A 15,356-nucleotide genomic window follows, 5' to 3' on the forward strand; every position below is an offset into this window, starting at 1 on the left:
GGTCAGCGCGCGTTGGAGCGTTCGTCGTCGCGGTCACCGATTTCCGACGCCGGCTCGTAGAAGCCGCCGGACCAGTTCTCCGCGTCGGTGAACGCCATCGGGTCATGCGCCACCGCAGTGTTCCAAACGACCACGCGGCCGTCGCGCGCATTCCTCCCCGCAGCACCGTTGGACGGCGACTGGATGTCACGGAGAAGTCGCGGTACGTTGGGAGCGCTCCCAGAAATGAGCCTTCCCCCTGCCCTAGGAGCCGAACCATGTTGCGACGGCGTAGTCGCCCGGTCACCTTCCCGGCCGGCCTGCTCGTTCTGGCCCTGTCCGCGTTCCTCTTACCCGCGGTGTCGGTGAACGGCAGCGCCGCGGCCGACACCCGCGCGGCGCCGCTCACCGAGCTGACCGTGGCGTCCGAACAAGTGGCGTCCGGCCTGCGGCGTCCCATCGCGATCACCGGTCTGCCGGACGGCCGGATGCTGATCGCCGAGAAGCAGGGCACCGTCCGCGCCTACCACCCCGACACGGGCCTGGCGGCCGCACCGGTGCTCGACCTGACCTCCCGGATCGACGCCTCGGACAACGAGCGCGGGCTCCTCGGCATCACGCCCGCGCCGAACTTCGCCCGGACCGGGATCCTCTACGTGGCGTACACGAGCCTGCCGGCGGGCGAGCTGACCCTGGCGCGAGTGCCCATCGGCGCTCCTGACCGCGTGCAGGTGCTGCTCACCCAGGAGCACGCCGAGTACGGCAACCACAACGGCGGCCAGGTGGCGTTCGGCCGAGACGGTTACCTCTACTGGTCCCTCGGCGACGGCGGCGGCGCGTACGACCCGTTCAAGTCCGGCCAGGACCTCGGCACCCTGCTCGGGAAGATCGTGCGGATCGACGTCAACCGCGCCTGCGGGCCGAAGCCCTACTGCGTGCCCACCAACAACCCGTTCGTCCGCGTGTCGGGCGCGCGGCCGGAGATCTGGCTCTACGGGTTGCGCAACGCGTGGCGGTTCTCCGTCGACCCGGTCGACGGCTCGCTGTGGATCGGTGACGTCGGCCAGGGCCTGGTCGAGGAGGTCAACCACATCCGCCCGTGGCAGGGCGGGGCGAACCTCGGCTGGTCGTGCAAGGAGGGCACCCCGGTGTTCGACCCGCAGCAGTGCAAGCCGGGCGGGCGGTACACCGATCCGGTCTTCGAGTACGACCACTACAACGACAACTGCTCGGTGACGGGCGGCGTGGTGTACCGCGGGTCCCGGACGCCGGAGGCGTGGGGGACCTACGTCGCGGCCGACTACTGCTCGACCCGCGTGTACGCCGTGCGCCCGAAGTTCGACGGCACCTACGAGTCGGCCGCGATCGGCCACCTCCCCACCCAACCGTCCGCGATCGCCACCGATGCCAAGGGCGAGCTGTACTCGCTCAGCGACCTCCCGGGGGGCCTGAACCGAGTGCGGTTCGAGCGGGTCCAGCCGGCCGTTGGCGGCGGAGCGGCGAACCGCTGACAGGGCACGTGCCCGCATCCGCAAGACCTGTACCGGGGACGGCCGCGCCCAGCGGCCGTCCCCGCGTCGTGTCCCGGTCAGGCGCTGCCGCCGCGCACCAGTTCGGTGGGCAGGAGGAGGCCGGCTTCGTCGTCACGTCCGTGCTCGACCTGGCGCAGGCAGCGCGCGACCAGCTCACGCGAGATGCGCTCGACGGGGATGCGGGCGCTGGTCAGGGTGGGTTCGGTGACGAGCCCGACGGCGCCGCCGTCGAAGCCGGTGATCGCCACGTCCGAGCCGACCCGCAGGCCCAGCGAGTGCGCGACGCTGAGCACGACCGCGGCGACGGCGTCGCTGCCCGTCACGATGGCGCTCGGCGGGTTCTTGCCGGTGAGCAGCTGGTGCGCGCGGCGGCGGACGCGCTGGTCGGGGCCGCGGAAGACCGACGTCTTGGGCAGGCGGAGGCCGTGGTGGGACATCCGCCGCAGGAAGCCGTCGAGGCGTTCGGCCTTCCAGTACTGGTCGCCGTCGGTGCCGAGGTAGGCGAACCGCTGGTGGCCCTCGGCGACGAGCAGGTCCACCACCGCGCCCATGCCCGCCACGTTGTCCACGTCCACCCAGTGCTGCGGCAGGTCGGGGGAGAGGCGGCCGAAGGAGGCGAAGGGGATGTCGCTGTCGGCCAGGAAGCGGGCCCGCTCGTCCTCCACGCTGGACTCCGACAGGACCACCGCGTCCACGGCGTGCCGGGCGACGAGGTCCTTGAACACGCCGAGCGGGTCGTCGCGGTGGTGGGTGAAGACGAGCACCTGGTGGTCGACGTCGGCGCCGGCCTTCACCAGGGCGAGCAGGAAGTGCAGCGTGAAGCCCTGCGCGCGGTCCAGCTGCTCGCCGAAGATGTGGTAGCCGATCTGCATCGTCCGCCGGGATCGCAGGGTCTGCGCGGCGCGGTTGGGCTGGTAGCCCAGTGCCCGCATCGCGCTGGTGACCTTCTCGTGGGTCGCGGCGGAGTAGTACTCGTCGCGCCCGTTGAGGACGTTGGACACGGTCTGCCTCGACACGCCCGCGGCGGCGGCCACGTCCACGATGCCGACGCGCCGCTTCCCCTGGTCCGCACCCTCTCTGGGCACCGGGTCCACCTCCTCGTACCGGGACATCATTCACCCTAGGTGACGACCCCCTTGCATTGAACGTTCAATGTTGCCTACTCGTTACCACCCCCACCGTTGACCTGCCGCGGATCGTGCTGACATCTTCCATGGAACGTTCAATGTGACGAGTGCTCCACCGCCTGGAGGTCGTGTGTCCACCGCACCACCGGTCACCGCGCCGGCCGTCGACGGCGTCGGCCGGATCGTCCACTTGCGAGCCGACGGCGTGAGCTTGGTGCTGCGCTGCAAGGACTCCGGGTTGCCACACGTCCTGCACTGGGGCGCGGACCTCGGCCCCGACGCCGGTCTGGACGCGGTGGCGGCGACGAGCGTGCCGGCGGTGGTGCCGAACGCTACCGACACGCCGGGCGCCGTGGCCGTGCTGCCGGAGCACGCGACCGCCTGGCCGGGGCTGCCCGGTCTGCGCGGCCACCGGGAAGGGCGCGACTGGTCGCCGCTGCTCACCGTCGAACGGGTCGTCGAGAACGGCGACTCGTGCCGGGTCCACGCCGTCGACGCGGAGGCCGGTCTCGCCCTGGACCTGGAGGTCGGGCTCACCCCCTCCGGGCTGGCACGCCTGCGTGCCACCGTGCGCAACACCGGTGACACCGCCTACACCCTCGACGGGGTGGTGCTCGCGCTGCCCGTGCCACCGCGTGCCACCGAGCTGCTCGACCTCACCGGGCGCTGGGGCCGGGAGCGCACGCCGCAGCGCAGGCCGTTCGGCGTGGAGGCGCACGTGCGGGACAGCCGGCGCGGTCGGACCGGTTCGGACGCCACGCTGGTCCTGGTGGCGGGTGAGAGCGGCTTCGGCTTCCGGCGGGGCCGGGTGTGGGGGGTGCACGTCGCCTGGAGCGGCAACCACCGCACCTACGCCGAACGCGTGCCCACCGGCGAAGCCGTGCTCGGGGGCGGCGAGCTGCTGCTGGAGGGCGAGGTGCGGCTGGAGCCGGGGGAGGCGTACTCGACCCCCGAGGTGTTCGGCTCCTGCGGCGACGGGCTGGACGAGCTGTCGGCCCGCTTCCACCGCCACCTGCGGTCGAGGCCCCACCACCCGAAGGGGCCGCGGCGCGTGGTGCTCAACACCTGGGAGGCGGTGTACTTCGACCACGACCTGGAGCGGCTGCGCGCCCTGGCCGACCGGGGCGCGGAGGTGGGCGCGGAGCTGTTCGTGCTGGACGACGGCTGGTTCCGCAACCGGCGCGACGACACCGCCGGGCTGGGCGACTGGCACGTCGACGAGCGGGTCTGGCCCGACGGCCTGCACCCGCTGGTCGACCACGTCCGCGCCCAGGGCATGGAGTTCGGCCTGTGGGTGGAGCCGGAGATGGTCAGCGCCGACTCCGACCTCCTGCGGAACCACCCGGACTGGGTGCTGTCCACGGGCGGTCGTCGCCCGCCGCTGGTGCGCGGCCAGCACGTGCTCGACCTGACCCGCCCGGAGGTGCGGGCCCACCTCCTGGAGCGCCTCGACGCCCTGGTGACCGAGTACCGGATCGCGTACCTCAAGTGGGACCACAACCGCGACCTGGTCGACGCGGGTGACTCGCGCACCGGTCGCGCCGCCGTGCACGCCCAGACGCTGGCCGTCTACGGCCTGCTCGACGAGCTGCGCCGCCGCCACCCCGGGCTGGAGGTCGAGTCCTGCTCCTCCGGCGGGTCGCGGGTGGACCTGGGCATCCTGGAGCGCGCCGACCGGGTGTGGGCCAGCGACTGCATCGACGCGCTGGACCGGCAGGGCATCCAGCGCTGGACGGGCCTGTTGCTGCCACCCGAGCTCATCGGCGCGCACATCGGCGCCGCCCGGTCGCACACCACGGGCCGCGTGCACGACCTGGACTTCCGGGCGGCCACCGCGCTGTTCGGCCACCTGGGCATCGAGTGGGACCTCGCCGCGGCCGATCCGGCGGAGCTGGCCGGGCTGGCGCGCTGGGTGGGGTTCTACCGGCGGGTCCGCGGCTGGCTGCACCGCGGGCGGGTGGTGCGGTCGGACTCGCCGGACCCGGCGATCCTGGTGCACGGCGTCGTGTCCGAGGACGACGCCCAGGCGTTGTTCGCCGTGGTCGCGCTGGCCTCGGGGACTACCACCTCGCCGGGACGGGTGACGCTGCCCGGCCTGCCGCCCGACCGGCGGTTCACCGTCCGGCCCGTCGACCACGCCGGCCCGCCGCCGTCCACGGCCCTGGTCGCGGTCCCGTGGCTGTCCACCGGGGCCTGTCTGTCCGGGCTGGAACTGGCGGAGGTGGGCGTCCAGATCCCGCCGCTGCACCCCGAGCAGACCCTGTTGCTGCACCTGGTGCGGGAGGAGCGCGCATGACCGCCGCCCACCCGGTCCGACGTCGCGGCGACCTGCGGGTGGCCCTGCTGTTCCTGCTGCCCGCCGGGTTCGGCTTCGTCCTGTTCTACGCCTGGCCCGCGGTGCAGACGTTCTACCTGAGCTTCACCGACTACAGCCTGCTGGCCGCACCGAACTGGGTGGGCGCGCAGAACTACCGCGACGCGCTCGGCGACGCCAGGTTCGGCAACGCCCTGCTGGTCACGGTCGAGTACGTCGTGGTCAACATCGGCGTGCAGACCGTCGTGGCGCTGCTCATCGCGGTCCTGATGCACCGGTTGACCAAGTCGTCCTTCGTCCGGGGCCTGCTGTTGCTGCCCTACCTGATCGCCAACGTCGTGGTGGCGCTGGTCTGGTACAACATGCTCGACGCCCAGCTCGGCATCGTGAACGCGCTGCTGTCGTGGGTCGGGATCGACCCGGTGGCGTTCTTCGGCGAGACCTCCACGGCCATCCCGACCATCGCCCTGGTCAACGTGTGGCGGCACATGGGCTACACGGCACTGCTGATCTTCGCCGGGCTCCAGGCCATCCCGAGGTCGGTGTACGAGGCCGCGGCGATCGACGGCGCGTCGGAGTGGCGGGTCTTCCGCAGCGTCACGCTGCCGCTGCTGCGGCCGGTGCTGGCGATGGTGCTCGTGCTGACCATGATCGGGTCGTTCCAGATCTTCGACACCGTCGCGGTCACCACGCGCGGCGGCCCGGTCGACGCCACGCGCGTCATCTACTTCTACATCTACGAGAAGGCGTTCCAGCAGTTCGACTTCGGCTACGCGGCGGCCCTCTCGGTCGTGTTGTTCGCGATCCTCGCGGGCTTGGCGGTGGCGCAGCTGCGCCTGCTGCGCGCGGGCAGCTCGGACCTGGACTGAAGGAGCCGGTGATGACCTCGACCACGATCGGCCCGAAGTGGCGGCGTGCGCTCGGCTGGGCGGTGCTGGCCCTGCTGGTGCTGGTCACGCTGTTCCCGTTCTACTGGATGCTGCGCGTCTCCCTGTCCGACAACCGGGCGCTGGCGGCCAACGCCGACTCGCTGCTGCCCGCGGGGTTCACGCTGGGCGCGTTCGAGCGCGTGCTCGGCCTGGCCTCGCTGGAGCAGGCCCGTGCCCAGGGCGGCTCCGGCGCGTCGATCGACTTCGGGCGCTTCCTCCTGAACTCGGTGCTCACGTCGACGATCATCACCGCCGGTCAGGTGCTGTTCAGCTCGATGGCCGCCTACGCGTTCGCGCGGCTGCGCTGGCCCGGGCGCGACGCGGTGTTCTTCGTCTTCCTCACCGCGCTGATGATCCCGCCGATCTTCACCGCGCTGCCCAACTTCGTGCTCATGCGCGACCTGAAGCTGCTCAACACCTACGCGGCGATCGTGCTGCCGTTCTTCTTCATGACGCCGTTCGCGGTGTTCTTCATGCGCCAGTTCATGTTGGGCATCAGCCGCGAGGTCGAGGAGGCGGCGCGCATCGACGGCGCCGGGCACCCGAGGATCTTCTTCCGGATCATCCTGCCGATGAGCCGGGCACCGTTGGCGACGCTGGCGCTGCTGGCCTACGTCACCGCGTGGAACGAGTACTTCTGGCCGCTGCTGGTCGGCCAGGGTGAGGGCGTGCGCGTCCTCACGGTGGCGCTGGGCGTGTTCCGCTCCCAGACCCCGCAGGGCAGTCCCGACTGGGCCGGCCTCATGGCCGCCACCCTGCTCGCGGCGCTGCCGGTCATCGCGCTGTTCGCCGCCTTCGGGCGGCGGATCGTCGACTCCATCCAGTTCTCCGGCATCAAGTAGCCGTCCGGACACGGGTGGGACAAAGGAGTTTTCACCGTGCACAACAAGTTGTCCAAGCCGGCCGCGCTGGTCGCCGCCGTCTCGTTGGCGCTCGCCGGCTGCGCCGGGGCGCCGAGCGGCGGCAGCGGCTCCGACGAGATCACCTACTGGCTGTGGGACGCCAACCAGCTGCCCGCCTACCAGGCGTGCGCCACGTCCTTCCAGCAGGCCAACCCGGGCACCACCGTGAAGATCGAGCAGTTCGGGTGGGCCGACTACTGGAACAAGCTGACCACCGACCTCGTGGCGGGCACCGCCCCGGACGTGTTCACCAACCACCTCAACTACTTCCCGACCTACGCGGCCAAGAACCAGCTGCTGCCGCTGGACGAGTTCGTCTCCCGCGACGGCGTGCCCACCGACGTCTACCCCGAGGGCTTGGCCGACCTGTGGACCGCCCAGGACGGCAAGCGCTACGGCCTGCCCAAGGACTTCGACACCGTCGCGCTGTTCTACAACAAGAAGATGCTCGCCGAGGCGGGCGTCGCCGAGTCCGACCTGGCGAACCTCACCTGGAACCCCCAGGACGGCGGCAGCTACGAGAAGCTCATCGCCCGGCTCACCGTCGACGCCAACGGCGTGCGCGGTGACCAGCCCGGTTTCGACAAGTCCAAGGTGGCCGTCCACGGCCTCGGTCTGGACGAGAACAACGGCGCCGGCGTCGGCCAGCAGATGTGGAGCATGTATGCGCTGAGCACCGGCTGGACCTACACCGACAAGAACCCGTGGGGCAGCCGCTTCAACTACGACGACCCCCGCTTCCAGCAGACCATGGGCTGGTTCCGGGGGCTGATCGACAAGGGGTACCTGCCCAGCCTGGCCATCGCCCGCTCCGGCACCAGCGTCAACGACGGCTTCGGCGCGGGAAAGTACGCGCTGAGCACCAACGGCTCCTGGATGATCAACAGCTACTTCGGCTACGACGGCGTCGAAGTCGGCGTCGCACCCACGCCGACCGGCCCGTCCGGCAAGCGCGCCACCATCTTCAACGGCCTGGCCGACTCCGTCTACACCGGCACCGACAACCGCGAGGGCGCCTGGAAGTGGGTCAAGCACCTCGCCTCGGCCGAGTGCCAGCAGGCGGTGGGCGAGAAGGCCGTGGTGTTCCCCGCCCTGCCCGAGGCCCTCGCCGTGGCCGAGCGGGCGTTCGCCGCCAAGGGCGTGGACGTCACCGCCTTCACCAAGCCCCTCGACGAGGGTGCCACCCACCTGTTCCCGATCACCGACCACGCCCCGGAGATCTCCGCCGTGATGGGGCCCGCCATCGACGCCGTGCTGTCCTCCCAAGCCGACCCCGGCTCGTTGACCCAGGCCAACGAGCAGGTCAACGCCCTGTTCCGGTAACCACCACCCCCGGTAAACCCTGTGGAGCAACGATGCGACACCGACCGGCAAGATCCCGAATCCCCGTTGGCGCGGTAGCCGCCGCGCTGCTGGTGGCAACCCTGTCACCGGCGGCCCCGGCCGCCTCCGCCCAACCCGAACCCGCCGCCGCCGAGACCCTGAGCGTGGACCTCGCCGCCTCCACCGGGGCGTTCCGCGGCTGTGCCACCGGCATCCTCTACGGCCTGGGCGACCCCGGCGTGCCCGCCCACGACCTCATCGCCGGCATGAAGCCCTGCAGCGTCGCCCAGAAGCCACCGGACGGCGAGCAGCACCCCAACGGCGACGCGCTCGTCGTGGCCGACGACCTCTTCACCTCCGGCGGCGCCGACGTCTACATCAACTCGCAGGACATCTACAGCGCCTGGCCCTACCAGGACCTGGGCATCGACGACTACATCGCCCGGTTGCGGCCCCAGTTGGAGAAGGTCGCCGCACGGCCGGACCGCGACCGGTTCGTCTGGACGATCTTCAACGAGCCGGACTGGATCTGGTACGGCGACTGGGCCACCAAGAAGGACAAGTTCCTCGCCGACTGGACCAAGGTCTACCGGACCGTCAAGTCCGTGCTGCCCGACGCGCGCATCGACGGGCCGGGCGAGGCCAGTTACAACCCGGGCCGGTTGCGCGACTTCCTCACCTACGCCAAGGCGAACGACGTCCTGCCCGACATCATCACGTGGCACGAGCTCAGCCCGGACTCGCTGAACCACTACCGCGCCCACCACGAGGACTACCGCGCCATCGAGAAGTCGCTGGGCATCGGTCCCCTCCCGATCAACATCACCGAGTACGCCAACCGCCGCGACACCTCCGTGCCCGGTCAGATGATCCAGTGGCTCACCATGCTGGAGGACACCAAGGTCGAAGGGCAGATGGCGTACTGGACGCTCGCCGGCAACCTGAGCGACCACGCCGTGCGCACGTCCCGCGCCAACGGAGGCTGGTGGCTGACCAAGTGGTACGCCGACCTGTCCGGCGACACCGTCCGCGTCACCCCGCCCAAGCCCAGCTCCCGTGACACCCTCCAGGGCCTGGCCACGCTCGACCGCGCCGACGCCAAGGCGACCGTCCTGCTCGGCGGCACCGCCAACGCGGTCGACGTCGCCGTCACCGGCCTGGACCGCAAGACCTTCGGCGGGCACGTGGACGTGCGCGTGTCCAAGACCACCTGGTCCGGCTACGAGGGCGACGCCGGTCAGCCCCCGGTGGTGGCCGCCGCACGCGTCCGGGTCACCGACGGCAAGATCACCGTCAACGTGCCCGGCGGCGACCCGCTCGCCGCCTACCAGGTGATCGTGACCCCGGCCGGGCTCGCCTCCGCCCCGGTCGCGAACGCGCCGTGGACCGCCCGCCACGAGGCCGAGTCCGGCCTGGTGGAGAACGCCAGGGTCGTCGACCAGTCGGACCCGTCGGGCTGGCGGTACACCACGTCCGGCGGCAAGGACATCGGCTACATGAACAACGCCGGCTCCCGCGTCACCGTCGACGTCGACGTCCCGCGCACCGGCGCCTACCGGCTCGGCGTGCTGTACGGCACCGGCGGGTTCGTCGGCAGGCAGGCCCTCTACGTCGACGACGCCCACCACGCCACCCTCACCTTCCCCGCCACGCTGAACTGGCAGTACCGCGGCAGGCTCGACACGCCGGTCCAGCTCACCGCCGGCCGCCACCGCCTCTCCCTGCGCACCACCGACCCGACGGGCTTCCTCGGCCGGCCGGGCGACATCGCGCTGGACCGCATCGACCTCACCGAGATCACCGGCCCGGAGACGAGCACCTACCAGCTGACCGACTCGCGCCGCACCGGCGGCTCGGTCGACCGCGGGGTCCGGGCACTGCGGGCGCTCGTGCCCAACGCCGTGGTCCTGGGGTCGGGCGACACCGTGACCACCTACGTCTCGGCCGCGGAGGACGGCTACTACGGGCTGTCCACCACGTGGTTCGGCGCCGGCCACGGCAAGCTGGGCCTGACCCTGTCCGACCGGCGCGTCACCGGCGGCGACCTGACCGCCGACCGCGCGGGCGCGTGGACGGGCCGGGTGACCGCGCACCTCAAGGCAGGCGTCACCGAGGTCGTGCTCTCCAACGAGGGCCGCACCCCGCTGGTCCTGGGCACCCTCACCCAGGTCCGCGACACCGCCGCCGACCGGCACGCGGTGCGGGTCGAGGCGGAGAGCGGGCAGCTGGGCGGGGGAGCGGCGATCACCTCCGGCCCGTGGGCCTCCGGCGGTTCCTACGTCGGCGGGCTCGGCAACGGCGGCACCCTGACCGTGCCCCGACCGGCCGCGGTCGGCAAGGCGGGCCGGCACAACCTGACGGTGGCCTACGCCCAAGCCGAGAAGAACACCGGCCACCCCTACAACACCGACGCGGTCACCAGGTTCCTCGACACCACCGAGGCCGGTGGCGGCACGACCCGTGCGCCGTACCGCCACAACTACACCTGGGACGGCTTCTGGCCGGAGACCTCACCGCTCGACCTGACCACCGCGGGCGGCGCGCTGACCCTGGGCAACGCCACCGGTGCGGGTCCGAACGTCGACTGGGTCCAACTCGCCCCGCTCGTCGTGGCGAACTCGGTCACCCGTCGGTCCTGATCCCGTGAGGCCCGGCCGGGTGAGGACCCGGTCGGGCCACCGGAATTCCGCGGTCCGGTCACGGCGGCGACACCGCGGACAACGAAAATTGCGGCTCCGCCGCTCGCGACACCCACGGAAAGTGTCCTGGCATTTCACCTCTTCGGCGCGGTGGCGCGGAGTTAGAGTGGCGATTCATCTGCCGTTCCGGTTCGCGGAGGCGCTTCGATGGGTACCGGTGGGATCAGGAATTCTTGGTCGAACCTGCGGCGGGCCGTCGCGGGCGTCGTCGTCGCGGTGACGGCCGCGACCGCGCTGGTGGCCGTCGCACCTACGGCCCAGGCGGCGGGCGCCGAGCTGCTGTCGTGCGTGGGCAGCGGCGCCAACACCTACCAGCCCGGCGTGACCGCGCAGATCAGGCCCGTCACGATCACCTCGCGCGCGGACTACGGCCCGTGCGTGTCCAGCGGGTCGCCGGCGATCACGTCCGGCGGGTACGACGTCGTCGTGACCGGGCTGATCTCCTGCCTGGCCGGGAGCGTCTCGATCATGGTGACCATCACCTGGAACACCGGCGAGACCACCACCGTGGCCGCGGCCGGCGTGGTGGTGCTGCGTCCGGCCAACGAGACCGTCGTCGTGTACCAGGGCAGGGTGACCGCGGGCCGGTTCACGGGAGCCCTGGTCGTCATGAACGCGGTGGTGCTCAACACCACGCCGCAGCAGTGCTTGACGCCGGAAGGCGTCACCAGTTCCGGCGGCCCCGCCGACATCGTCATCACCCAATTGGCCTGACGCGGTCTTCTCCCACGCGGAGGACGCGACGGGAATTCGGTGGGAACCGCCGGTTCCTGATAACCGCTCGAGAACAATGACGACCGCCGATCGTCATGCGGAAATACGCGACCTGTCCCGGGGGAGGTCCCCCGGTGGGTGACCGCCGCCCCCTCACCGACGTCAGCCGTCGCCGGTGAGGGGGCGCATCAGCGCGGTCAGGGCCTCGTCGAGCCGGCCGGCCAGGGCCGGGCCGGTGGTGGCGACCAGGCGGGCGTCCACGGTGGCGGCGAAGGCGGTGGCTTCGGCGAGGACCCGGGTGCCGCCCTCGGTGACGGTGAGGATGTGCCGTCGCCGGTTGATCGGGTCCCGCCTGCGCCGGAGCAGTTCGCGCTGCTCCAGGTGATCGACCAGGCGCACGACCATGCCGGGCGTGACCTGCATGAGCGTGGCGACGTCGTCCTGCGTGCGGGCCAGCCCGCGGTCGACGACGTCGAGCACACCGAGCTGCTTCGGCGTCAGCCCCGCCTCCTTGAGGTGCAGCGCGAACTCCTTCTGCACGACCGCTCCGAGCACGGTCAGCCGAAAGGCCACCGAGTCGGAGAGTCGCCCTTCCGGGTGCGTTGTCGCTTCCATGTCGGTACTGTAGCATCGCTCAACAGTTGAGTGAGTACACAATTCAGGGGTGACACAATGACCGTCCTACTCGTGTTGAACACACTGGCCGCGCTGCTCAGCGTGGGGTTCGCCGCGGCGGCAGGAGCCCGGCCGGCGTCCATGAGCGGCTCCACGACCACCTCGGCCGCCGAGCGGTTCTACGCCTACATGTACGCGGCGCGCGCCGTGCCGCTCGGCCTCGTCGCCGCGGTCCTGCCCTGGTTCGAGCGGGGGAGCGGGGTCGCCTGGTTGCTCTTCGTCGCCGCCGCGATCCAGCTGATCGACGTCGGCATCGGCGTCTGGCGCAAGGAGAAGGGGCTGATGGGCGGCGGCGCGGTGCTGGCGGTGATCCATGCGGTCGCCGGGATCGCCATCCTGTAGTGGACTGGACGGGTCCGAGAGGAAGGTGCCCGGGGTGAAGTCGATCTACGCGATCTCCATCGTGCTGTCGCTGCTCGCCACCGGGCTGTACGCCGGGTTGTGCTTCGGCATCGCGTTCAACCCGGGGGTCGCCTCCATGGGCCCGAGCGCCTACGTGTCGTACTGGCAGGCGGTGAACCGGGACTACGGGCGGTTCGTGCCACCGCTGTTCGTGGTGGGGATGCTGGCGTCGAGCGCGGTCGTGGTGCTCAGCTTCAGGAAGGACCCGGTCGTGCTGATCGCCGGCGTCCTCGCCGCGGTGGCGATGCTGGCGGGCATCATCCTCACGGTCACGACCCTGGTGCCGTTGAACGTCCTGGCGGACAGCTGGGTCGGCTCCATCCCGGACTCGTGGTCCGCGCACCGCGACAGCTGGCGCCGCTTCCACCTCATCAGGACGGTCGTGGCCACTGCGGGGTTCGCCGCCGCCGCCGTCGTGCCGGTGGCGCAGCTGAAGTAGTCCTCAGGGTTCGGTGGTCGACGGCGCGCCGCGGTTGCGGCGGTAGTCGGTGGGTCGCTGGCCGGCTTCCCGCAGGAACGCGTTGTTGAACCCGCGCGAGGTGCCGAACCCGCACAACCGGGAGACCTGCGCGATGGTCAGGTCGTCCCGCCTGCCGTCGCCGAGGATCTCCTGGGCGCGCGCGATGCGCATCCGGCGGAGCACCGTCATGGGCGGCGTCCCGTCGTCGAAGAGCTGGAACAGGCTGCGCCGCGAGATGTTCAGGGCCGCCGCCACGTCCTCCGCGCTGAGGTCGGTGCGCGAGAGGTTCTCCCGCATGACGGCCAGCGCCCGCCCTCGGAGCGCGGGCCCGGTCTCCGTCAGCTCGACGTCGTCGCCCAGCGCGCTGCGCACCAGCAGCTCGACCAGGCTGACCAGGAACGGCCCGGCCGCCGGGGTCGCGCACCGCGGTGTGTGCAGGATCCTGGTCGCGGACTGGACGAACAGGTCCACCAGGTCCCGGTCGACGGGCAGCGGCGAGAACATCGCGCGCCGGAGCACCTCGGCGTCCACGGTCAGCCGCGACGAGTCGATGTCCACGATCAGCTGCCGGTCCGGCTTGTCCCACAGGACGCGCCGCGGCTCGTCGTGGAACTGGAGGTAGAGCGAGCCGGGACCGATCTCGTGCGCGGAGTCCCGCGCGTCGATCCGCGCCCCGTTGCTGCCCGAGAGGATGAGCTGCACGCGCCCGCTGTCGATGCCGTCCGCCCGGCTGCGATCGACCAGGAACGCCCCCGCGTCCATCCGGCCGGCCACCACGCCCGCCTCGCCGACCCAGTGCCCGGTGTAATCGGCCTGGAAACTCGGCTCGGCCACAATCAACGGCATCCCGCTCTTGCCGTACCGCGTGCTCTCGGTCAGCTCATTCCAATAGTCGAGCCGCTCGACCGGATCCACGTTCCGGTTGTGAATCCTGATGAATCTTGAACGCTCCGCCGGGACCTGCCCCCCAGAAGCTCCCTCGCGCATTGGTACCTCCCCGCACCAGTGTCGCAGTGGTCGTCGGACCAGGTCATCGTAGCCAAGAACGCCGTCGAGCGCGGGTGAATCGCGAGAACTGCGGCAAGATCGGTTTTCGGTGCGCCACGGCGTCGTGGCCTGCGGGATGTGGCAGATAATGAGAATTATTCAGAACAGCCGGTGGTCGCACTTCGCGTGGTGGTCGACAAAGATCGCCACTTCCTCGGTCGGGCACGCGTGCGCGTGCCGGTACGGGCCTCCGACCTGCGTCGACTCTCTCCAGTGCCCGGGACCCGATACGCGAGGTGAACAGGAGTGCAGGATTGGCGAACTCCAGTGCAAGACGATTGCCGCCGCCGCGAACCGCGCCATAACGTCGCCGACAACATTGACGAGCCGAACCTCCGGCTTACCGCCATGAACGACCGACGACCGAATCCGGTGGCACATGACGACCTTGAAAATGATCCGACCGCCCGCTCGGGCGGAGGTGGCGCTGCACGAGGAACTGTCCCGGTTCTACGTGAACCACATGGCTGCGCTCGACCGGGGCGACACGGCCGCGTTCGCCGCGGATTTCGTGCCTGAAGCGACCTTCGCGGCGAGCGGATTCGACCGACTCGTGCACGGGCGCGACGAGATCGAGGCGGCGGCCGCGGCCGGCGTCGAGCAGCGGGCCCGGGACGGCATCACCCACCGGCACCTGGTGTCGATGCTGCGGGTCGTGCCGCGCACCGCCACGCTGGCGCGGGCGAGCAGCTACGTCCTCGTCGTCGAGAGCGGCACGGGCACACCGCCCGTCATCTACGCCAGCACGCTCTGCGAGGACGTCCTGGTGCGGCGCGACGACCGCTGGCAGGTCCGGGCCCGCAAGGTGACCCGCGACGACAAGCCGTGGCGGTCGTGATGGGCGGGGACGACCGGACCGCGGTCGAGCAGTTCTACGCCGACCAGGTCCACGCGCTCGACCGCGGTGACTTCGACGCCTACGGCGACACGTTCGACGCGGACGCGGAGTTCGTGATCGACGGTCTGCGGACGCTGCGGGGACGTGCCCGGATCGTCGAGCACAGCCAGGTCCTGCGGGACGCCAGGTCCGCGCGCGGCGCGGTCCAGCGGCACTTCATGGCGAACTGCGCGATCACGTCGACCGGTGACGACATCCGGGTGCGGGGCACGGTGCTGGCGGTGGAGTCCGTCGTGGGCCAGGGCTCGCGCATCACCGGGGTGATCGAGTTCGCGGACCTGCTCCGGGTCCAGGGGATCGCGGGACACCGGGTCGTGTCGCGGACCGCGAAACCGAACTGACCAATCGTTGATCT

14 protein-coding genes are annotated in these 15,356 nt (G+C 71.0%); 11 read left to right on the forward strand and 3 right to left on the reverse strand.

The genetic code is table 11. The features are described 5' to 3' along the window. The first annotated feature begins 257 nt into the window (after positions 1 to 257). The gene (locus LNK82_RS02445) at positions 258 to 1,490 is read left to right on the forward strand and encodes a PQQ-dependent sugar dehydrogenase (protein WP_230565241.1); all 1,233 of its coding nucleotides are present in this window, start codon (positions 258 to 260) and stop codon (positions 1,488 to 1,490) included. A 77-nt stretch (positions 1,491 to 1,567) separates the two neighbouring features. Here LNK82_RS02445 and LNK82_RS02450 read toward each other — a convergent pair whose 3' ends face one another. Then, positions 1,568 to 2,596 carry a LacI family DNA-binding transcriptional regulator gene (locus LNK82_RS02450; RefSeq protein WP_230565242.1) on the reverse strand — a complete coding sequence of 343 codons (1,029 nt, stop codon included), beginning with the start codon at positions 2,594 to 2,596 and terminating at the stop codon, positions 1,568 to 1,570. 172 nt (positions 2,597 to 2,768) lie between these two features. On the opposite strand from LNK82_RS02450, the gene LNK82_RS02455 reads away from it, so the two are divergent. The 6 genes from LNK82_RS02455 to LNK82_RS02480 all read left to right on the forward strand — a co-directional run bounded on the left by LNK82_RS02455 (position 2,769) and on the right by LNK82_RS02480 (position 11,519). Continuing rightward, on the forward strand, positions 2,769 to 4,934 hold the full coding sequence (locus LNK82_RS02455) for an alpha-galactosidase (RefSeq protein WP_230565243.1): 2,166 nt from the start codon (positions 2,769 to 2,771) through the stop codon (positions 4,932 to 4,934). Then, positions 4,931 to 5,821, forward strand: coding sequence for a carbohydrate ABC transporter permease (locus tag LNK82_RS02460; protein ID WP_230565244.1), 891 nt, complete (start codon positions 4,931 to 4,933; stop codon positions 5,819 to 5,821). The genes LNK82_RS02455 and LNK82_RS02460 overlap by 4 nt, the downstream gene beginning before the upstream one ends. A gap of 11 nt (positions 5,822 to 5,832) precedes the next feature. Further along, entirely contained in the window at positions 5,833 to 6,723 is an 891-nt protein-coding gene (locus tag LNK82_RS02465) for a carbohydrate ABC transporter permease (protein ID WP_230565245.1), read from the forward strand. Between the two features lie 36 nt (positions 6,724 to 6,759). After that, a complete protein-coding gene (locus LNK82_RS02470; RefSeq protein ID WP_230565246.1) occupies positions 6,760 to 8,106 on the forward strand; it encodes an ABC transporter substrate-binding protein in 1,347 nt (448 codons plus the stop codon). 32 nt (positions 8,107 to 8,138) lie between these two features. Continuing rightward, positions 8,139 to 10,745 carry a carbohydrate-binding protein gene (locus tag LNK82_RS02475; RefSeq protein WP_230565247.1) on the forward strand — a complete coding sequence of 869 codons (2,607 nt, stop codon included), beginning with the start codon at positions 8,139 to 8,141 and terminating at the stop codon, positions 10,743 to 10,745. A gap of 207 nt (positions 10,746 to 10,952) precedes the next feature. Further along, on the forward strand, positions 10,953 to 11,519 hold the full coding sequence (locus LNK82_RS02480; protein ID WP_230565248.1) for a hypothetical protein: 567 nt from the start codon (positions 10,953 to 10,955) through the stop codon (positions 11,517 to 11,519). 162 nt (positions 11,520 to 11,681) lie between these two features. Here the strand turns inward: LNK82_RS02480 and LNK82_RS02485 are convergent, their stop codons facing one another. After that, on the reverse strand, positions 11,682 to 12,134 hold the full coding sequence (locus tag LNK82_RS02485) for a MarR family transcriptional regulator (protein ID WP_230565249.1): 453 nt from the start codon (positions 12,132 to 12,134) through the stop codon (positions 11,682 to 11,684). 72 nt (positions 12,135 to 12,206) lie between these two features. Between LNK82_RS02485 and LNK82_RS02490 the strand changes: the two genes are divergently transcribed. Both LNK82_RS02490 and LNK82_RS02495 read left to right on the forward strand, forming a co-directional pair. Continuing rightward, positions 12,207 to 12,536 (forward strand): hypothetical protein, encoded by a 330-nt coding sequence (locus LNK82_RS02490; protein ID WP_230565250.1) that lies wholly within the window; start codon positions 12,207 to 12,209, stop codon positions 12,534 to 12,536. Between the two features lie 34 nt (positions 12,537 to 12,570). Continuing rightward, positions 12,571 to 13,035 carry an anthrone oxygenase family protein gene (locus LNK82_RS02495; RefSeq protein ID WP_230565251.1) on the forward strand — a complete coding sequence of 155 codons (465 nt, stop codon included), beginning with the start codon at positions 12,571 to 12,573 and terminating at the stop codon, positions 13,033 to 13,035. 3 nt (positions 13,036 to 13,038) lie between these two features. Here the strand turns inward: LNK82_RS02495 and LNK82_RS02500 are convergent, their stop codons facing one another. Further along, the gene (locus LNK82_RS02500) at positions 13,039 to 13,971 is read right to left on the reverse strand and encodes an AraC family transcriptional regulator (RefSeq protein WP_230565252.1); all 933 of its coding nucleotides are present in this window, start codon (positions 13,969 to 13,971) and stop codon (positions 13,039 to 13,041) included. Positions 13,972 to 14,482: 511 nt separating this feature from the next. On the opposite strand from LNK82_RS02500, the gene LNK82_RS02505 reads away from it, so the two are divergent. Next, positions 14,483 to 14,941, forward strand: a complete 459-nt coding sequence (locus LNK82_RS02505; RefSeq protein WP_230565253.1) for a nuclear transport factor 2 family protein — start codon at positions 14,483 to 14,485, stop codon at positions 14,939 to 14,941. Beyond that, positions 14,929 to 15,342 carry a nuclear transport factor 2 family protein gene (locus tag LNK82_RS02510; RefSeq protein ID WP_230565254.1) on the forward strand — a complete coding sequence of 138 codons (414 nt, stop codon included), beginning with the start codon at positions 14,929 to 14,931 and terminating at the stop codon, positions 15,340 to 15,342. The genes LNK82_RS02505 and LNK82_RS02510 overlap by 13 nt, the downstream gene beginning before the upstream one ends. The last annotated feature ends 14 nt before the right edge of the window (positions 15,343 to 15,356 follow it).

This window comes from Saccharothrix luteola (assembly GCF_020859565.1).
GTDB classification, from domain to species: Bacteria; Actinomycetota; Actinomycetes; order Mycobacteriales; family Pseudonocardiaceae; genus Actinosynnema; species Actinosynnema luteola.